Annotated in this window: 15 protein-coding genes; all 15 read left to right on the top strand. The window is 61.0% G+C overall.

Going from position 1 to position 20073, the window contains the following annotated elements:
• The first annotated feature begins 121 nt into the window (after positions 1 to 121).
• The 15 genes from D8U70_RS19995 to D8U70_RS19925 all read left to right on the top strand — a co-directional run bounded on the left by D8U70_RS19995 (position 122) and on the right by D8U70_RS19925 (position 20022).
• Positions 122 to 1684: a sigma-54-dependent transcriptional regulator gene (locus tag D8U70_RS19995; RefSeq protein ID WP_130929579.1), complete on the top strand. Its 1563-nt coding sequence runs from the start codon at positions 122 to 124 to the stop codon at positions 1682 to 1684.
• Positions 1685 to 2027: 343 nt separating this feature from the next.
• Positions 2028 to 2768 carry a flagellar basal body rod protein FlgF gene (locus D8U70_RS19990; protein ID WP_016771112.1) on the top strand — a complete coding sequence of 247 codons (741 nt, stop codon included), beginning with the start codon at positions 2028 to 2030 and terminating at the stop codon, positions 2766 to 2768.
• 45 nt (positions 2769 to 2813) lie between these two features.
• Complete coding sequence (gene flgG / locus D8U70_RS19985) at positions 2814 to 3599, top strand: flagellar basal-body rod protein FlgG (protein ID WP_016771111.1); 786 nt, start codon at positions 2814 to 2816, stop codon at positions 3597 to 3599.
• Between the two features lie 51 nt (positions 3600 to 3650).
• The gene (gene flgH / locus D8U70_RS19980; RefSeq protein ID WP_016771110.1) at positions 3651 to 4346 is read left to right on the top strand and encodes a flagellar basal body L-ring protein FlgH; all 696 of its coding nucleotides are present in this window, start codon (positions 3651 to 3653) and stop codon (positions 4344 to 4346) included.
• Between the two features lie 27 nt (positions 4347 to 4373).
• Positions 4374 to 5462, top strand: a complete 1089-nt coding sequence (locus D8U70_RS19975; protein ID WP_024012083.1) for a flagellar basal body P-ring protein FlgI — start codon at positions 4374 to 4376, stop codon at positions 5460 to 5462.
• An 11-nt stretch (positions 5463 to 5473) separates the two neighbouring features.
• The gene (gene flgJ / locus D8U70_RS19970) at positions 5474 to 6790 is read left to right on the top strand and encodes a flagellar assembly peptidoglycan hydrolase FlgJ (RefSeq protein ID WP_130929578.1); all 1317 of its coding nucleotides are present in this window, start codon (positions 5474 to 5476) and stop codon (positions 6788 to 6790) included.
• A 25-nt stretch (positions 6791 to 6815) separates the two neighbouring features.
• Positions 6816 to 8861, top strand: a complete 2046-nt coding sequence (flgK, locus tag D8U70_RS19965) for a flagellar hook-associated protein FlgK (RefSeq protein ID WP_071171415.1) — start codon at positions 6816 to 6818, stop codon at positions 8859 to 8861.
• Between the two features lie 13 nt (positions 8862 to 8874).
• Entirely contained in the window at positions 8875 to 10443 is a 1569-nt protein-coding gene (locus D8U70_RS19960) for a flagellar hook-associated protein 3 (RefSeq protein WP_130929577.1), read from the top strand.
• A gap of 109 nt (positions 10444 to 10552) precedes the next feature.
• Positions 10553 to 14140 (top strand): glycosyltransferase, encoded by a 3588-nt coding sequence (locus D8U70_RS19955; RefSeq protein ID WP_130929576.1) that lies wholly within the window; start codon positions 10553 to 10555, stop codon positions 14138 to 14140.
• 803 nt (positions 14141 to 14943) lie between these two features.
• On the top strand, positions 14944 to 15717 hold the full coding sequence (gene rfbF / locus D8U70_RS19950) for a glucose-1-phosphate cytidylyltransferase (protein ID WP_039761130.1): 774 nt from the start codon (positions 14944 to 14946) through the stop codon (positions 15715 to 15717).
• Positions 15699 to 16781: a CDP-glucose 4,6-dehydratase gene (gene rfbG / locus D8U70_RS19945; RefSeq protein WP_073472807.1), complete on the top strand. Its 1083-nt coding sequence runs from the start codon at positions 15699 to 15701 to the stop codon at positions 16779 to 16781. Before rfbF ends, rfbG begins: the two co-directional genes overlap by 19 nt.
• Entirely contained in the window at positions 16778 to 17338 is a 561-nt protein-coding gene (gene rfbC / locus D8U70_RS19940; protein ID WP_073472805.1) for a dTDP-4-dehydrorhamnose 3,5-epimerase, read from the top strand. The genes rfbG and rfbC overlap by 4 nt, the downstream gene beginning before the upstream one ends.
• Entirely contained in the window at positions 17335 to 18207 is an 873-nt protein-coding gene (locus D8U70_RS19935) for an NAD(P)-dependent oxidoreductase (protein WP_241089665.1), read from the top strand. Before rfbC ends, D8U70_RS19935 begins: the two co-directional genes overlap by 4 nt.
• The gene (locus tag D8U70_RS19930) at positions 18197 to 19267 is read left to right on the top strand and encodes a class I SAM-dependent methyltransferase (RefSeq protein WP_130929575.1); all 1071 of its coding nucleotides are present in this window, start codon (positions 18197 to 18199) and stop codon (positions 19265 to 19267) included. Before D8U70_RS19935 ends, D8U70_RS19930 begins: the two co-directional genes overlap by 11 nt.
• A 17-nt stretch (positions 19268 to 19284) precedes the next feature.
• Positions 19285 to 20022: a cephalosporin hydroxylase family protein gene (locus D8U70_RS19925; protein ID WP_125925352.1), complete on the top strand. Its 738-nt coding sequence runs from the start codon at positions 19285 to 19287 to the stop codon at positions 20020 to 20022.
• Positions 20023 to 20073 lie beyond the last annotated feature (51 nt).

The following is a 20073-nucleotide window of genomic DNA, read 5'->3' as shown; positions in this document are numbered from 1 at the left end:
GAGCCTGCTCGCGAAAGCGGCCTGTCTGACACATCGATACTGAATGTGCTGGCGCCTTCGCGAGCAAGCTCGCTCCCACACGGGCATTGGTCAATTTCCCAATCTTGTCGGGCCTTTTTTTATGCGCATCAAAGTTCACTGCCAGAACCGCATCGGCATCCTGCGCGACATTCTCAATCTGCTGGTGGCGTACGGGATCAACGTTGCCCGCGGTGAAGTTGGCGGTGAGCATGGCAATGCGATCTATCTGCACTGCCCGAACCTGATCAACATCCAGTTCCAGGCGTTGCGCCCCAAGTTCGAGGCGATCGGCGGGGTGTTTGGGGTCAAGCGCGTCGGGCTGATGCCCAGCGAACGCCGGCACATGGAACTGAATGCGTTGCTCGGCGCGCTGGAGTTTCCGGTGTTGTCGATCGACATGGGCGGCTCGATCGTTGCGGCCAACCGCGCGGCGGCGCAGTTGCTCGGCGTGCGTGTCGATGAGGTGCCGGGGATTCCGCTGTCGCGCTACGCCGAGGATTTCGACCTGCCGGAACTGGTGCGCGCCAACAAGTCGCGGATCAACGGCATGCGGGTCAAGGTCAAGGGCGACATCTTTCTCGCCGACATCGCGCCGCTGCAATCGGAGCACGATGACAGCGAGGCCATGGCCGGCGCCGTATTGACTCTGCACCGCGCCGATCGGGTCGGCGAGCGCATCTACAACGTGCGCAAACAGGAGCTGCGCGGCTTCGACAGTATCTTCCAGAGCTCGAAAGTCATGGCCGCTGTGGTCCGCGAAGCGCGACGCATGGCGCCGCTGGATGCACCGCTATTAATAGAAGGCGAAACCGGCACCGGCAAGGAACTGCTGGCGCGCGCCTGCCATCTCGCCAGCCCGCGTGGACAGTCACCGTTGATGGCGCTCAATTGCGCCGGGTTGCCGGAGTCGATGGCCGAGACCGAGCTGTTCGGCTACGGCCCCGGCGCTTTCGAAGGCGCTCGCGCTGAGGGCAAGCTTGGCCTGCTGGAGTTGACCGCTGGCGGCACGCTGTTTCTCGATGGCGTCGGCGAGATGAGCCCGCGCTTGCAGGTCAAATTGCTGCGCTTTCTTCAGGACGGTTGCTTCCGTCGCGTCGGCAGTGATGAAGAGGTCTATCTCGATGTGCGGGTGATCTGCGCGACCCAGGTGGACTTGTCCGAATTGTGCGCGCGCGGCGAGTTTCGCCAGGATCTCTATCACCGCTTGAACGTGCTGTCGCTGCACATTCCGCCGCTGCGCGAATGCCTCGACGGTCTGACGCCGCTGGTTGAACACTTTCTCGACCAGGCCAGCCGGCAGATCGGTTGTCCGCTGCCGAAACTGGCCCCGGCGGCGATGGATCGCCTCAGCCATTACCACTGGCCGGGCAACGTGCGGCAGCTGGAGAACGTGCTGTTCCAGGCGGTTTCCCTGTGCGACGGCGGCACGGTCAAGGCCGAACATATTCGCCTGCCGGATTACGGCGTGCGTCAGCCGCTTGGCGATTTCTCCCTCGACGGAAGTCTGGACGAGATCGTCGGGCGTTTCGAGAAAGCGGTGCTGGAGCGGTTGTATTCCGAGCACCCGAGCAGTCGGCAGTTGGGCAAGCGGCTGGGGGTTTCGCACACGACGATTGCCAACAAGTTGCGTGAGTATGAGGTTGGCAAAACCTCCGGAAGCTAAGTAGAGCCTTTGTGGCGAGGGGATTTATCCCCGATGGGCTGCGCAGCGGCCCCGCTTTTCCTTCACTGCGACCTCATTTGCAGGCTTGGCGACTGCTGCGCAGCCGAACGGGGATAAATCCCCTCGCCACAGGATCGCCATCCCCGCCGAACTCAGGATTGCCACTAACCGGCATGACACCGCCGGTTTTTCGTCTTCGACCCATTTCAGATTCCCCCTCCGATCCCCTCAAGTCCCCTGTTTGCCGGGCCTTCGCCCGCCAATAAAAAGTTGGTCTGCAAATTGCTTATGGCTGAGCAGTACAGCGGTGGGCGGCAAACGTCCGGCATGCAGAGGAAACACTGTGGACAAGTACCTTTATGTGGCAATGACCGGCGCCAGCCAGAACGCACTGGCGCAGCGGGCGCATGCCAACAACCTGGCGAACATTTCCACCAACGGCTTTCAGCGCGACCTCGAGCAGGCGCGTTCGATGCCGGTATTCGGCGACAGCTTTCCGGCGCGCGCGTTTGCCATGAGCGAACGTCCTGCCACCGACTTCACGCCGGGCTCGCTGGTGCAGACCGGTCGTGAACTCGACGTCGCGGTATCCGGCAACGGTTTCATCGCCGTGCAAAACCCCAGCGGTGGTGAAAGCTACGTGCGTACCGGCAGCCTCAACATCGACGCCCTCGGCGTACTGCGCGCCGGCAACGGCATGCCGGTGATCGGTAACGGCGGCCCGATCGCCGTGCCGCCCGAGCAGCAGGTGGAAGTCGGCGAAGACGGCACCATCAGCATTCGCGCAATGGGCGAAGGCCCGCGCGTCATGGCCGAAGTCGACCGGATCAAGCTGGTCAACCCGGACATCAAGAACATGAACAAAGGCCTCGACGGTTCGATTTACACCAAGGACGGCCAGCCGGCGCAAGCCGACGCCAACGTCAAACTGGTCTCGGGTTTCCTCGAGTCGAGCAACGTCAATGCCGTGGAAGAAATGACTTCGGTGCTGGCCCTGGCCAAGCAGTTCGAGTTGCACGTCAAGATGATGAACACCGCCAAAGACGACGACCAGGCCATGGCTCGGGTCTTGCAGATCAGCTAATTATCAGAACGTCGCGCCGTAAAACAGGCGCACGAGGAGAATCGAATGCTTCCGGCTCTATGGGTTGCCAAAACCGGTCTGTCCGCCCAGGACACCAACCTGACCACCATTTCCAACAACCTGGCGAACGTCTCGACCACGGGTTTCAAACGTGACCGTGCCGAGTTCCAGGACTTGCTCTATCAGATCAAGCGTCAGCCAGGCGCCCAGTCGACCCAGGACAGCGAACTGCCGTCGGGTCTGCAAGTGGGTACCGGTGTGCGCATTGTCGGCACCCAGAAAAACTTCACCGCCGGCAGCCTGCAAACCACCGAGCAGCCGCTGGACATGGCCATCGACGGTCGCGGTTTCTTCCAGATCCTGCAGCCGGACGGCACCACGTCCTACACCCGTGACGGTACTTTCCACCTCGACTCCAATGGCCAGATCGTCAACGCCAGCGGTTTCGCGCTGGAGCCGGCGATCATCATTCCGAACGATGCGCAGACCTTCACTGTCGGCCGTGACGGCACCGTGTCGATCACCATCGCCGGCAACCCGGCCTCGCAAGTGATCGGCAACCTGCAGACCGCCGACTTCATCAACCCGGCCGGCCTGCAAGCCGTGGGCAACAACCTGTTCCTGGAAACCGCTGCTTCCGGCGCGCCACAGATCGGCACCCCGGGCCTCAACGGTTTCGGTACCACGCTGCAGAACACCTTGGAAACGTCCAACGTCAGCACCGTTGAAGAGATGGTCAACATGATCACCACTCAACGCGCCTACGAGATGAACTCCAAGGTGATCTCCACCGCCGACCAGATGCTCTCGTTCGTAACGCAGAATCTGTAATCCAGTCTTTGGGGCGGCCTGAGGTCGCCAGCAACACCGTGAGGTAGGGTCATGAAGCGCTTTGTATCTGTTCTGGCATTGAGTGGGGTCGTCTCGCTCGCGGGCTGCGTCGCCCCGACGCCCAAGCCCAATGACCCTTACTACGCCCCGGTGTTGCCGCGCACACCGTTGCCGGCGGCGGCCAATAACGGCTCGATCTATCAGGCCGGCTTCGAGCAGAACCTGTACAGCGACCGCAAGGCGTTCCGGGTCGGTGACATCATCACCATCACCCTGAACGAGCGCACCCAGGCGAGCAAGAACGCCAACTCGCAGATGGACAAGAACAGCGATAACTCGATCGGTCTGACCTCGTTGTTCGGCTCCAGCCTGACCACCAACAACCCGATTGGTGGCGGTGACCTGAGCTTGAACGCTGGCTACAGCGCCGACCGTTCGACCAAGGGCGACGCCAAGTCCGGGCAGAGCAACAGCCTGACCGGTTCGATCACCGTGACCGTGGCCGACGTGCTGCCCAACGGCATCATCGCCGTGCGTGGCGAGAAGTGGCTGACGCTCAACACCGGTGACGAACTGGTGCGCATCGCCGGCATGGTCCGCGCCGATGACATCGCGACCGACAACACCGTGTCGTCGACCCGCGTCGCCGATGCGCGCATCACCTACTCGGGTACCGGCGCGTTTGCCGATACGAGTCAGCCAGGCTGGTTCGACCGTTTCTTCCTCAGCCCGCTGTTCCCTTTCTAGGTGGCGACTTTGAATTTCAAGAGCCTTATGGTGGCCGCGTTGTTGATGTCTGCGGCGTTCACCGCACACGCCGAGCGGCTGAAAGACATCGCCAGCATTTCCGGCGTGCGCTCCAACCAGTTGATCGGTTACGGCCTGGTGGTCGGGCTTAACGGCACCGGTGACCAGACGACGCAGACTCCGTTCACCCTGCAGACCTTCAACAACATGCTCTCGCAGTTCGGCATCAAGGTGCCGCCGGGATCAGGCAACGTGCAGTTGAAGAACGTCGCGGCGGTGTCGGTGAGTGCCGATCTGCCAGCGTTTGCCAAGCCAGGTCAGCAGGTCGACATCACCGTGTCTTCGATCGGTAACTCCAAGAGCCTGCGTGGCGGCACCTTGCTGCTGACGCCGCTCAAGGGTATCGACGGCAACGTCTATGCGATCGCTCAGGGCAACCTCGTGGTTGGCGGTTTCGACGCTGAAGGCCGTGATGGTTCGAAGATTACCGTCAACGTTCCGTCGGCCGGTCGCATCCCTGGCGGTGCGTCGGTGGAACGTGCGGTGCCGAGCGGTTTCAACCAGGGCAACAGCCTGACGCTGAACCTCAACCGTTCCGACTTCACCACCGCCAAGCGCATCGTCGACAAGGTCAACGACATGCTCGGCCCTGGCGTCGCCCAAGCCATCGACGGCGGTTCGGTGCGCGTGACTGCGCCACTGGATCCGAGCCAGCGCGTCGACTACCTGTCGATCCTGGAAAACCTCGAAATCGATCCGGGTCAGGCGGTGGCAAAAGTCATCATCAACTCGCGTACCGGCACCATCGTCATCGGCCAGAACGTGAAAGTGTCGCCAGCCGCCGTGACCCACGGCAGCCTGACCGTGACCATCACCGAAGACCCGATTGTCAGCCAGCCGGGCCCGCTGTCCAACGGCCAGACCGCTGTCGTACCGCGCTCGCGAGTGAATGCCGAACAGGAAGCCAAACCGATGTTCAAGTTCGGCCCGGGCACCACCCTCGACGAGATCGTCCGTGCGGTGAACCAGGTCGGCGCGGCACCGGGTGACCTGATGGCAATTCTCGAAGCTCTGAAGCAGGCCGGCGCATTGCAAGCCGACCTGATCGTGATCTGAGGCCGGCCACCATGGATATGCGCAAAAACGGTCTGGTCAGCAGCAGCGATTCGGGTTCCTACTCCGACCTCAATCGTCTGAACCAGCTCAAGGTCGGCGACAAGAACAGCGACGAAAACATGCGCAAGGTTGCGCAGGAATTCGAGTCGCTGTTCCTCGGCGAAATGCTCAAGTCGATGCGTTCGGCCACCGAAGCGCTCGGCCAGGACAACCCGCTGAACACGCCGGCGGCCAAGCAGTATCAGGAAATGTACGACCAGCAACTGGCGGTTTCCATGTCCCGCGAGGGCGGTGGTATCGGTCTGGCCGACGTGCTGATCCGCCAGATGTCGAAGAACAAACCGATGGCCCCGGGCGAGGCTGCAGCTGCGTCCGCCGCCAAGCAGCAGGAAGCGCTGGCCAAGGCCGCCGCCGTGCCGACGCCGATTGCCGCCGGCACCGCCGCCACCGGTCCGCTGTCCCGCGTCAACGGCGAGCGTCCGTTGTGGGCATCGCGCTCGGTGCATGCGCCGAACAACACCGATATTTCCCATCGCAACGACATGGCGCTGATCAACCAGCGGCGTCTGGCATTGCCGCCGAAACTGGCCGATCGCTTGCTCGCTGGTCTGGTGCCGTCGGCGCCGAGCGTGGCCAGTGCCACCACTGCGGCCGCAGCGACCAACGCCTTGCCGCAACGGGCTGCGACTACCGCCGTCACAGGCTCCGGCGCGTTGTACAACGGTGACTGGCTGGCCCGTGCCGAAGAGCAGAAAGCCGCTGGCGGGCAGATGCAGGTTTACGGCCGCGCCATGGCGCAGATTCCGTTGGCACCGGCGAAGAAGGCCTTCAGTTCCGCCGACGAATTCGTCAACACCATGCTGCCGATGGCCAAGGAAGCCGCTGACCGCATCGGCGTCGATCCGCGTTATCTGGTGGCGCAAGCGGCGCTGGAAACCGGTTGGGGCAAATCGGTCATGCGCGCCCAGGATGGCAGCAGCAGCCACAACCTGTTCGGCATCAAGGCGAGCAGCAACTGGAAGGGCGATTCGGCCCGCGCGATCACCAGCGAGTTCCGCAATGGCGCGATGGTCAAGGAGACGGCCGAGTTCCGTTCCTACGCCTCGTACAAGGACAGCTTCCACGATCTGGTGACGTTGCTGCAGAGCAACAATCGCTATCAAGAAGTGCTGAAGTCGGCCGATAACCCAGAACAGTTTGTACGCGAGTTGCAGAAGGCCGGTTACGCCACCGACCCGAACTACGCGACGAAGATTTCGCAAATTGCCAAGCAGATGAACAGTTTTGAAAACTACGCTGCGGCGGGTGTCTCCACCACGCCTTTATAAGGCACCAGGTAATAAGGTCTGAACCATGAGTTTGCTCAATATCGGGATGTCGGGACTGTCGGCCAGCCAGTCCTCTCTGGCTACGACAGGCAACAACATTGCCAACGTCGACACCGCCGGTTATTCACGTCAGCAAACCGTGCAGGGCACCAAGTCCTCGCAGCAGTACGGCAGCGTTTTCATCGGCACGGGCACGACCCTGGCCGACGTGCGCCGGGTGTACAACTCGTACCTGGAATCGCAGCTGCACACCGCGACTTCGCTGGACAGCGAATCGGCTGCGTTTCTCAAGCAGGCGACGCCGCTGGACGCCATGCTGTCGGACACCAACACCGGCCTGACCGGTGTGCTGCAGAAATTCTTCACCTCGATGCAGGGTGTATCGACGTCGGCCACCGATGACACTTCGCGTCAGTCGGTGCTGACCGGTGCACAGGCGCTGACCAGCCGCTTCAATACCCTGGCCAAGCAGCTCAACGACCAGAACACCACGATCAACGGCAGCCTCGGCGACATGACTGCCCAGGTGAACAAACTCGCCACGGCGATCGCCAATCTCAACCAGAAGATCGGTGAAATCTCCACCAGTGGCGGGGCGCCGAACGACCTGCTCGACAGCCGTAACGAAGCCGTGCGTCAGCTCTCCGAACTGACCGGTGCCCAGGTCGTCGAGCGCGGCACCAGCTTCGACATCTATGTCGGCAGCGGTCAGCCGCTGGTCATCGGCAATACCACCAACAGCCTGAGCATGGTCGCGAGCAAGACCGACCCGTCGCGCATGTCGATCCAGATGGATCGCGGTTCGAGCACCATCGACATCACTTCGGTGATCAGCGGTGGTGAAATCGGCGGTCTGCTGACCTATCGCAAGGAAGTCCTCGACCCGTCGCTCAACGAGCTCGGTCGCGTCGCTCTGGTGATTGCCGATCAGATCAACAGCCAGCAAGCCCAGGGCATCGACAAGAACGGTGACTTCGGCGCGGCGATTTTCAACAACATCAACAGTGCCGCCCTGATCAGTCAGCGCAGCATTGCGAAGGACGGCAACAGCGCCGGTTCGGGCAACCTCGATGTGACCATCAAGGACACCGGCAAGCTGACCACCAGCGATTATCAGGTGACCTTCACCAGCGCTACCGATTACACCGTCAAGCGTTCCGACGGCACCGATCTGGGCGCTTTCAGCACCACGACCAATCCGCCGCCAGTGATCGACGGCTTCACTCTGGCCTTGAATGGCGGCGCGTTGAGCGCGGGTGACTCGTTCAAAATCACGCCGACCCGCAACGCCGCGGCGAGCATTCAGACGGTCTTGACCGATCCGAAGAAAATCGCTGCGGCAGGTCCGCTGACTGGCGTCGCCAGCGCCAACGGTCTGGGCACTTACACCCAGCCGACGCTCAGCGACAAGATCGACATCTACAACCCGACCGCCCAGGCTGACATGCAGGCGGCGCTGAAGAATTCGACGCCGGTCAAACTGGTCTTCGGCGCGGCCAGCGGCGGCAGCCAGTCGTACAACCTGGTCGACGCCAAAGGCGCGACCATCGGCACCGGCACCATCGTCCCTGGCCAATCGAACACGCTGAACCTGAAAGTCGGCATCGTCGATGCCAGCGGCAACCCGGTGATGGACACTACCGTCACGCCGAACGTGCAGAAGACCTTCACCGTGCAGACCACCGTGGGCGGCACGCCGAAAACCGGCGAAACCTTCACGATGAACCTGACCGGCGCGGCGTCTTCGGACAACCGCAACGCCCAGGCACTGGTCGCGTTGCAAACGAAACAGACCGTGGACACCGGTTCGGCGAGCAAGGGCATCAGCCTGACCGACGCCTACAACACCCTGGTGACCAACGTCGGTACCAAGACCGCCCAAGGCAAGTCCGACAGCGCCGCGACCACGGCGATTCTGGAGAACGCCAAGGGTGCCCGCGATTCGCTTTCCGGGGTCAACCTGGACGAAGAAACCGGCAACCTGGTCAAGTACCAGCAGTACTACACAGCGTCTTCGCAGATCATCAAAGCTGCGCAGGAAACTTTCGCCACGCTGATCAACAGCCTTTAAGGAGTCGTAATTCATGCGCATTTCCACCGCCCAGTATTACGGAACGCAAGCTTCGGATTATCAGCGTAACTTCAACAAGGCCGTTGCCACCGCGAGCGAGGCGAGCAGCCTGCAGCGTATCAACACCGCCGCCGATGATCCGATCGGTGCCGGGCGCTTGCTGCAATTGGGCCAGCAGGCAGCGATGCTCGATCAGTACAAGACCAACGTCAACACCACCAAAAGTGCGTTGAACGTGCAGGAGTCCACGCTGGATTCGATCACCACGGCGTTGGCACGGGCCAAGGAACTTGCGCTGGCCGCGAACAACGGCACGATCACCGACAAGGACCGCCAGGCGTACGCCTCGGAGATGGGCGAGATCCAGCAACAAGTGCTGGGCCTGATGAACGCCAAGGATGCCAACGGCAACTATCTGTTCTCCGGTTCGAAAACCGATACCGCACCGTACTCGAAGAATTCTGACGGCACGTTCAGCTACAACGGCGACCAGACCACCATCGATCTGGGCATCGGCGACGGCATGACCGTGGGTACCAACACCACCGGTTGGGACGCGTTCCAGCAGACCATCAACACCGGCCGCACCAACACCAAAATGACCGCGCCAGCCGTCGATGACGGCCGTGTCGTGCTGTCCAACGGCACCGTCGGCACTGCCGCTACCTACGACGCCAAGTTCACTGCCGGGCAGCCGTACACCATCGATTTCGTCAGCAGCACCCAGCTGAAGATCACCGATGCTTTGGGCAACGACGTGACCGCCGAGGCCAGCCAAAATGGCCTGATCAGCAACAGCAGCGGCGCCAACCAGACTGTCAGTTTCCGCGGCGTCGACCTCAAGCTGAACGTCAACCTGAAGGCCGGCGATACCAATCCGGACGCCGTTATCACAGGGCACAGCTTCCAGCTGTCGGCCTCGCCGGACTCGTTCACCACCACGCGTAATCCGGGTAACCCGTCGACCAGCGTGATCACCGGTTCGACCATCACCGATCAGGCAGCCTACACCGCAGCTTTCCCGCAGGGCGGCGCGGTGCTCAAGTTCACCAGCGCCACCGATTTCGATCTGTATGCCGCGCCAGTGACCGCCGACAGCAAGCCGGTTTCCTCGGGCACGGTGGCCGGCGGTAACGCCACCGCTGCCGGTGTGACCTTCGCGCTGGGCAGCACGCCGGCCGCTGGCGATCAGTTCTCGATCCAGCCGAACAATCACCAGACCCAGAACGTGCTCGACACCCTGGGCCAGATGATCACCGCGCTGAATACGCCGGTTGACGGCGACCCGGTTGCCAAGCAGAAATTGCAGGGCGCGATGGAGGCGGGCCTCGGCAACATCGATGCTGCCGCCAATCAGATCGGCACCGCAGTCACCACCATTGGTGCCCGCGGCCAGGCGCTGGACATGCAGGCCATCACCAACGACAGCCTGACCACGGCGAACAGCACGACCCAGGGTTCGATCCGTGATTCCGATCCGGCTGAAGTCATGACCCGTCTGACCCTGCAACAGACCATGCTGCAAGCCGCGCAACTGGCGTTCAGCAAGATCAGTCAGTTGGGTCTGTTCAACAAGATCTGATGATTGGCGGGCGCGAGCGCGCCCGCCAACGTTGTGCCTCTGTTAATGATTTTTTGCGGTATCAAGGGCTCGTTTTTGCGAGCGGGCTCGTACCGCCTGTGAGCCCGCCGTGAATTCACTTCCTCTCGTCAGCATTGCCATCCCTGCGTTCAATCCGCGCTTTTTCGAGCGCACGCTGAACAGTGCCGTCAGCCAGACTTACAGCAATCTCGACATCGTCGTGTGCGATGACAGTCGTGGTGACGAGATCAAGGACATCGTCAGCCTGGTCATGGAGCAAACCGGGGCCCAGGTGCGCTACGTTCGCAATCCACAGACGCTGGGGCTGGTGGGCAACCTGAAAGCCTGCCTCGAACAGGCGCGCGGCGAGTTCATCAAATTCCTGTGTGACGATGACCTGCTGTATTCGGCCTGTATCGAACAGCAAGCCCATGAGTTACAGCGCGAAGAAGTCAGTCTGGTGATCGCTCAGCGGCTGCTGTGGGACGCCAACGACATCATTCTGCCGGCCCGTTTGGAAAACAGCTCGCTATCACCCGTAAGCGCCTTGCTCAAAGGTGACGATGTGCTGAGCATTTTCGAAAAATTCCCGGTCAACGTCCTCGGTGGCTTCAGCAGTGCGTTGTTCCGGCGTGCCGATGTCGCCGAACTGTTGCCCGCTCTGACTGAAGCAGGTGCATGCTTCGTCGCGACCCTGGATTTTGCCTTGTATGTGTGTCTGTTGCGGCGCGGCAACATGGTGACGTCGAACAATGTCCTGAGCGCCGAGCGACTTTACCCTGAGCGCCTGAGCGCGCAGCAACCGATGAAGGATGCTGCCGAGGTTGAGCGCGAGTGGCTTTCGCAAATGCTCAAAGTACGCAGCGGCGAGTCGGCGCCCGCAAAGGGCTGGGTTCGCTACGTGCGACTGACGAGCGCCGACGAGTCGCCTCGCGTTTGGGAAGAACTGCCGCTGAGCCGTACCCTTGGCACCAAGCAAAGCCGCCAGGAGCTGGGTGTGGGTGTCGACAGCTTCAGTTTCGGCGAGCTCTATGCGCAGTGGCTGGCGTGTCGGGTGCTGACCGAGACGCAGCGCCAATGGTTGCCGGAAACGCTTGCTGGCTGGCCGCAGCAGCCGAGGATCGTGCCGATCGTCATCGATGCGCAGGGTAGCCGCGACGGTCTCGAGCGCACCCTGCAAGCGCTCGCTGCACAGGACTATCCACCGGAGCTGGTGCTGGTACTGTCCGTAGCCTGTACCGAAGCAGTGTTGCAGGATCGCGTGTTCCACATGCCGTTGCAGGGTGACGGTCTGGAGCAGATCAATACGCTGTTGCCACAACTCGAAGGCGCCGACTGGTTCTATCTGCTGCAACCGGGAGACCGCCCGGTGGCACCGGCATTGCTGGTGATGGCCGATCGCATCGCGCATTCGCGGTCGCTGACGTGTCTGTACAGTGATGAAGGCAGCGTGCGCGCCGGCGAATCGGCGGAACCGGCGTTCAAACCGGACTTCAACCTCGACCTCATGCGCAGTTATCCATACGTCGGCCGAGCGCTGGCATTCCAGCGCGAACGCTTCCTCGCCCTCGGTGGATTTGCGCCAACGTTCGCCGAACTGGCGCCACACGACATGCTCTGGCGGATGGTCGAAAGCGATGGCCTGCAGGTTGTCGGTCATATCGCCGAGGTATTGCTGGAGTCGAAATTCGACCTGTCGCAATGGCTCACCGAGCCTGGCGTGGTGGAGCAAAGTCGGCGAATTCTCGAGGCGCATCTGCAGCGCCTCGGCATTGCTCATGAAATCCGCCAGAACGGGCTGCTCAATCGTGTCGACTACCGTCACGCGCAGCGCCCTCTGGTGTCGGTGATCATCGTCACTCAGGACCAGACTGCCGCCTTGCAGCGCTGTGTCGAAACGCTGCTGGAGAAAACCGCCTACACCGAGTACGAATTGCTCCTGGTCGATAACGGCAGCGAAAGCGCTGAAGCGCGGGCGTGGCTGGACGGCATGGCGCAGCTGGGCAGCGACCGGATTCGCGTGCTGCGGTATGCGCAAAAGGACAATGCCGCTGCTGTGCACAACTTCGCCGCGCGCCAGGCGCGCGGTGAGTACATGCTGATGCTCAATGCCTTTGCGGTGATTACTCAGGCCGACTGGCTCGACGAACTGCTCAATCACGCGCAACGTCCTGAAGTCGGGGTGGTTGGCGCCAAGCTGTTCAACCCGGACGGTGGCGTGCTGCACGCCGGTCTCATCCTGGGGCTGAATGGGCCGGCGGGACTGCCGTTCTACGGCCAGCCGATGCAGGCGGACGGGTATATGCACCGACTGCAAGCTGTGCATGATCTGAGCGCGGTCGGTGGCGACTGCATGATGATTCGCAAATCGGTATTCGAAGCGGCCGGCGGTCTTGATGAGCAGGATTTCAAGCAAACGCTCAGTGTCGTGGATCTGTGCCTGCGCATTGGTCGCGACGGTTATCTGGTGGTGATGAACCCGCACGCCGTGCTGGCGGTTGGTACGCAGCCAGTTATCGCGGCGACGGAGCAAGAGCAAGCGCAGCACGCCGAGGAGAAGGACACCTTCTATCAACGCTGGCTGCCACTGGTTGCGCGCGACCCGGCCTATAACGTCAACCTGACGTTGCAGGGCGTTGGCGCCAGCAACTTCAGCCTTGAACCGGGCCTGCGTACTGGCTGGAGCGCGTTCTCCAAGGCGCAACTGCCGAACGTGCTCGCGGTTCCGATCAATGCTTCTGCCATCGGTCACTACCGCATGAGTCAGCCAATGATCGAGCTGGAAGCGGCCAACCGGGTGGAGGGACGGGTCTGCTACGGCTTACCGTCGATCATCGATATCGAGCGTCAGTCCCCCGATGTGATCGTCCTGCAAGGGCGCTATTCGGAGCATGCCATTGATGAAATTCCGCCGCTGAAGAAGTTCTTCAATGCCCGACGGATTTTCGAACTCGACGACTATGTCATCGACGTTCCCCATCGCAATGCACATATCCGCAACATGCCGGGCAAGTCGGACATGGAGCGTATGGTGCGCCGAGCGATCGGCCTGTGCGATCGCGTGGTCGTTTCAACCGCGCCACTGGCCAACGCGCTGTCGGACATGCACCACGACATACGCGTGGTGCCGAACATGTTGGCTCAGGATTTGTGGGGACACCTGCGCAGCCAGCGTCGCACCTCGAAAAAGCCCCGTGTCGGCTGGGGGGGCGGCACCAGTCACCATGGCGATCTGGCAGTGATCGCCGACGTGGTGCGCGAACTGGCCAACGAAGTCGACTGGGTTTTCTTCGGCATGTGCCCGGATGATTTGCTGCCGTACATGCATGAGTTTCACGGAGTGATCCCGCTGGATGTCTATCCGGCAAAACTTGCCAGCCTGAACCTCGATCTGGCGCTGGCACCGCTGGAGTTCCACATCTTCAACGACTGCAAGAGCAATCTGCGGCTGCTCGAGTATGGCGCCTGTGGTTTTCCGGTGGTCTGCACCGATACCGAGGCCTATCGCGGCTACTTGCCGTGCACGCGGGTCAAGACCAACACGACCGATGAGTGGCTGCAAGCGATCCGCATGCATCTGGCTGACCCGGATGCCAGTTATCGCATGGGCGATGAACTGCGTGAGGTGGTGCTGCGAGACTATGTCTTGCGGGGGGATAACTTGCGCCATTGGGAGTATGGCTGGTTGGCGGATTGATCTTTCAGATGGGCGACCTATCGGGTCGCCTTTTTTTGGAGCCTTGGCGGCCTTTGGGCCGACCAGGCTTGGGGTTGTTTGGTGTGAATGTTCGGATGTTTCTCTGCGGCGGCTGGCGGTTTCGCGCTTACGGCGAGTCACCTTTTTCAAACGCCGGAGTGCCGGCCCAGCAAAAAGGTAACCCAAAACGCTTGCTCCTGCGTTCGGCCCTCGCAGGCTCGGGTCCCTTCGCTGCGGGATCGATCCGGGCGCAGCGGCTACGGTTTGCTTCGCTGCACCTCCTTCCGCTGTGTCTGGCTGCGCCAGACGGTCGCTGCGCTCCCACGCCCGGATCAATCCCTCCACTCAGCCTTCCGATGTAGCGGGTGACGCAAGATCAAGAGCACTCGAGCTGGCGCTCATTGTTGAGTGGTTAGAAGCGTCGCATGGCTTGGGATTTCGGTGGATTTGCCCCTCACCCCAGCCCTCTCCCCCTGGAGAGGGAGCCGATCTTTGGGCTTTTCAGAATTTGTGTTCGACTCGGTATTTCAGGTCGGCATAGCGCTCGCATCCACTGCGGTCAGTCCCCTCTCCCTCCGGGAGAGGGCTAGGGTGAGGGGCTTTTTTTTTTTGCTCCGGCCTGTTGTTCCTCGTTGTCAATGATTTTGAAGCTGGCGCGTTTCCTGCAAGTCCCCCTCAAATCGCCATAAAACGAGCGCTTGCGGTCATTGCACTTGCGCCCGGAACGGCAAAAGGTGTCGCCGCAAGGCCCGCAACGCTCAACAAAGCCATGCGCAGCCCGGTGAAGAACAAGAGGGGAGACGATGAAGGCAGTAATTTTGGCGGGTGGCCTCGGCACGCGGATCAGTGAAGAGTCGCACCTCAAGCCCAAGCCGATGATCGAGATCGGCGGCAAGCCAATTCTCTGGCACATCATGAAGCAGTATTCCGCCCATGGAATCCACGACTTCGTCATCTGCCTGGGCTACAAGGGCTATGCGATCAAGGACTTCTTCGCCAACTATTTCCTGCACACCTCCGACGTCACCTTCAACATGCGCGAGAACCGCATGGAGGTGCACCAGAATTACAGCGAGCCGTGGAGCGTCACGCTGGTCGACACCGGCGAAGAAACCATGACCGGTGGCCGGCTCTTGCGCACTGCGCCTTATCTCAAGGACGAGAAAGCCTTTTGTTTTACCTACGGCGACGGCGTCTCGGATATCGATATCGGCGCTTTGATCCGTTTTCATGAAGCGCACGGCAAGCTCGCGACCGTTACGGCCGTGCAGCCTCCAGGCCGTTACGGTGCGTTGCAACGCACAGGCCACCAAGTCATGGGCTTCACCGAGAAGCCGCGAGGTGACGGCGGCTGGATCAATGGCGGTTTTTTCGTCCTGTCACCGCAGGTGCTGCCTTACATCGCCGGCGATGCGACCAGTTGGGAAGCCGAGCCGTTGATGCAACTGGCTGAGTTGGAACAGCTGCATGCCTACGAACATTCCGGCTTTTGGCAGCCGATGGACACCCTGCGTGACAAGAACCATCTCGAAGCGCTGTGGCAGAGCGGGGAGGCCCCATGGAAGCAATGGGCCTGAGTGCGGAGTTCTGGCGTGGCAAACGCGTCCTGGTCACCGGACACACTGGATTCAAAGGCAGTTGGCTGACCCTGTGGCTGCAAAGCCTTGGTGCGCAAGTCAGCGGTTTTTCTCTGGATCCGTCGACCGAGCCAAGCCTGTTCGAACTGGCGCGCGTTCACGAAGGCATCAATGATCAACGCGGCGATCTGCGTGACCTCGGCGCCTTGCTGGAAATCATCGCCGAGACCGAGCCGGAAATAGTCCTGCATCTGGCGGCCCAGCCTCTGGTGCGCGAGGGCTATCGCGATCCACTCGGCACCTATTCAAGCAATGTCATGGGTACGCTGAACCTGCTAGAAGCGATTCGTCAGGTCGGCGGCGTGCGCGCCTGTGTGCTGGTCACCACCGACAAGGTCTACGCCAACAAGGAATGGCTGTGGCCGTACCGCGAAGATGAAGCCCTCGGTGGCCACGATCCTTACAGCAGCAGCAAAGCTTGCTGCGAATTGCTCGCGCAGTCCTATGCCGCGTCGTTCTTCCCGGTGGACAAACATGCCGAACACGGTCTGGCCCTGGCTACCGCACGCGCCGGCAATGTGCTGGGCGGTGGTGATTTTGCGCCAGAACGACTGATTCCCGACGTACTGAAAGCCTGGACCGCCGACGAGCCAGTGATCCTGCGTTACCCGCAAGCGGTGCGCCCGTGGCAGCACGCGCTGGAGCCGCTGGCCGGATATCTGCAACTGGCTGCTGCTCTCTACGAGTACGGCCCGGAATACGCCGGTGCGTGGAACTTCGGTCCCGGTGAGGCCGACATGTGCAGCGTCGGTGAAGTGGTCGAACTGCTCGCCAACCGTTGGCCGCAGGCCCGCGGTCTGCGCATCGAACCGAGTGAGCTGCACGAAGCCGGTCTGCTGCGTCTGGACAGCAGCCGCGCGCGGCAGGTGCTTGGATGGAAACCGCGCTGGACGCTGGAACAATGCCTGACGCAGACGCTTGGCTGGCATCTGGCGTGGCAACACGGCGATGACATGCGCGCCGTTACCTTGAACCAATTGAATTTGTACAGAGAGCGTTCATGAGCGATTACACCCTGCAGAAAACGCCATTGGAGGGCCTGTACCTCATCCAGCAGAAAGTCTTCTGCGATGAGCGCGGGCGGTTCGCCCGGCTGTTCTGCCAGAGTCGTCTGACCGTCCAGGGACGTCCTTTTGCGATCCGCCAGATCAATCATTCGCGCACGTTGGGCCAAGGTAGCGTACGCGGTCTGCATTTTCAGAAAGCCGGTTATGCCGAATCCAAGCTGATCACTTGTGTGCGTGGCGCGGTCTGGGATGTGGCGGTCGACCTGCGGCCGCAATCGCCAACGTATTTGCAGTGGCATGCGCAAGAACTGCGCGCCGATGATGGCCTCAGTTTTTTGATTCCCGCCGGTTTTGCCCACGGCTTCCAGTCACTGACCGATGAATCGGAAGTGCTGTACCTCACCGATGCCGATTACGCACCGGAGCATGAAGCGGGTTTGTCGGCCCTTGATCCGGCACTCGCGATCTCATGGCCGCTGCCCGTCAAGAATTTGTCAGCCAAGGATTCCAGTCATCCGCTGCTCGACAAACAGTTTCAGGGAGTCGAGCTTTGACGGCGACCACCACCACTGTGCTGGTCACTGGCGCCACCGGCTTCGTCGGTCGCCACTTGGTCAGCGCTTTGCTTTCCAAAGGCTTCAAAGTGCGTGCGGTTGCGCGCACCCTCGACTCGGCTCGCAGTTTGCCGTGGTTCGCGCAGGTGGAATTTGTCGCCGCCGATCTGCATGCGCCAGACTTTGATGTCGAGCGCTTGGTTGATGGCGTGGATGTCGTCGCGCATCTGGCCTGGAGCGGCTTGCCTAACTATCAGGCGCTGTTTCATTTCGAACGCAACCTGCCGGCCGATTACGCGTTTCTCAAGCGTGCGGTCGTGGCAGGGGTGAGCCAGGTGCTGGTCACCGGGACTTGCTTTGAATACGGCTTGCAAAGCGGCCCGTTGGCCGAGTCGGTCTTGCCCCAGCCTTGCACGCCTTACGGTCTGGCCAAGCACACCTTGCGCCTGTTCCTTGAAGCATTGCAGCGCGAGCAGGCGTTCACCCTGCAATGGGCGCGGTTGTTTTACCTTTATGGCGAAGGGCAGAACAGCAACAGCCTGCTGGCCAGCCTCGACCGCGCCATCGATGGCGGTGAGGCGCAGTTCAATATGTCGATGGGCGACCAGCTGCGTGATTATCTGCAGATTACCGAGGCGGCCGCGCAATTGGCTTCGCTGATCGGCCGGCCTGATGTCGACGGCGTCACCAACTGCTGCAGCGGCCAGCCGATTTCCGTACGCGCGCTGGTTGAACAGCGTGTCCGCGAACGCCAGTCGACGATCAAGTTGAACCTGGGCCATTACGGTTATTCCGCCCATGAGCCCATGGCGTTCTGGGGTGATGCTCAGCGAATCTCGCAACTGAAGGGGCAAGAACATGCTGCATGAGCTTTATCGCGCGACCGGACTGCCGGTATTGCAGAACCGCACGTTTGCCAGCGCCGAAGAGGCGCGGGCCTCTGGGTCTGCAGACATTGTTCTGGTACAGGACAGCCAAAGCGGGTTGATCTTCAACCAGGCCTTCGATGCCGACAAGCTGAGCTATGACGCCGACTATCAGAACGAACAGGCGCACTCGGTGCAGTTTCAGGCGCACCTCAATGCCGTCGAAGCGATCCTCGCCCGGCACTTCAAGGGCCAGACCCTGATTGAGGTCGGCTGCGGCAAAGGTTATTTCCTTGAGATGCTGCGGGGCAAAGATTACGCCATTACCGGGATCGACCCTTCGTATGAAGGTGACAATCCTGACGTGATCAAGGCACCCTTCACCCGCGAGCTGGGGTTGGCAGCGGATGCGATTGTGTTGCGCCATGTGTTGGAGCACATCAGCGATCCGTTGGCATTTCTCGCGCAAATGGCTGCAGCCAATCAGGGCGGGCAGATTTATATCGAAGTGCCGTGCTTTGACTGGATCGTCGAGCACAATGCCTGGTTCGACGTGTTCTATGAGCACGTCAATTACTTCCGTCTCGCCGACTTGCGCGCAATGTTCGGCACCGTGCTCGAGGCCGGGCATCTGTTCGGTGGCCAATACCTGTACATCGTTGCCGATCTCTCGACGCTGCAACGGGCGCCGGTCGAGACGCCGTCGTTGCTGAAGCTGTCGAACACCTTTACCGCCAGTCTCGATCGCGCCGTGCAGATCATTCAATCCGCGCCCGCACAGGGCTCGGCCATTTGGGGCGCTTCGTCCAAGGGCGTGATTTATTCATTGGCCTTGCAGCGCGCCGGCGTGGCGGTAGATCGCGTCGTCGACATCAACCCGGCCAAGCAGGGCCGTTACCTGCCCCTCAGTGGCGTGCGGGTGTCCTCGCCGCAAGAGGCCATGGATGCGCTGCCTGCAGGCGCCCATCTGTTTGTGATGAATTCCAACTACCTCGAAGAAATCAAGCGGATGACTGGCGCACGCTACGTCTATCACGCCGTCGACAGCGCTTCGTTTCAGTGACCCTTGAGATTATTAAGATGACCGAAAACAACATCCACAAAGCCTTCGAAGCCGAATGCCAACAAGAGATCGCGCGCCAGGGTGAGGACCAGAAAGTGGTAGCACTGGCCCGGGATTTCTTCAACGAATCGGCCCGCCATAAGTACAGCTACCACTTCTCCTGGATGGGCCGTCCGATCATCCAGTTGCCGCAAGACATGATGGCCATGCAAGAGATCATCTGGCAGGTCAAACCGGACCTGGTCATTGAATGCGGCATTGCCCACGGCGGTTCGATCATCTATTACGCCTCGCTGTTGGAGCTGCAGGGCCACGGCGAAGTGCTGGGCATCGACCTCGACATTCGCCCGCACAACCGTGAAGCCATCGAAAGCCACCCGATGGCCAAGCGCATCCAGATGATCGAAGGTTCGAGTATCGACGAGGCGACCGCGCAGAAAGTCCGTGCAATTGCCGAGGGCAAGAAAGTGATTCTGGTCCTCGATTCCAACCATACCCACGACCACGTACTCGAGGAGCTGCGCTTGTACGCGCCGCTGGTTTCGGTGGGCAGCTACTGCGTGGTGATGGACACCGTGGTTGAAGACATGCCGGCGGACTTTTTTCCGGATCGCCCGTGGGGTCATGGCGATAACCCGAAAACCGCCGTGTGGAAATACCTGGAAGAGAACAAGGATTTCGAGATCGATCGGCAGATGCAGAACAAACTGCTGATCACCGTGGCGCCGGACGGTTATCTGCGCCGCGTTCGTTAATTCGCAACATTACCCAGCGTTGTTTCGGCGAGTCGCCGGTTGTGGAGAGAA

The sequence above is a fragment of the Pseudomonas sp. Sample_20 genome, from assembly GCF_004307585.1.
In the GTDB taxonomy this organism is placed as follows: domain Bacteria; phylum Pseudomonadota; class Gammaproteobacteria; order Pseudomonadales; family Pseudomonadaceae; genus Aquipseudomonas; species Aquipseudomonas atacamensis.
The sequence above is the reverse complement of the archived record's forward strand: the minus strand, read 5'-3'. Positions and strand labels throughout refer to the sequence as shown.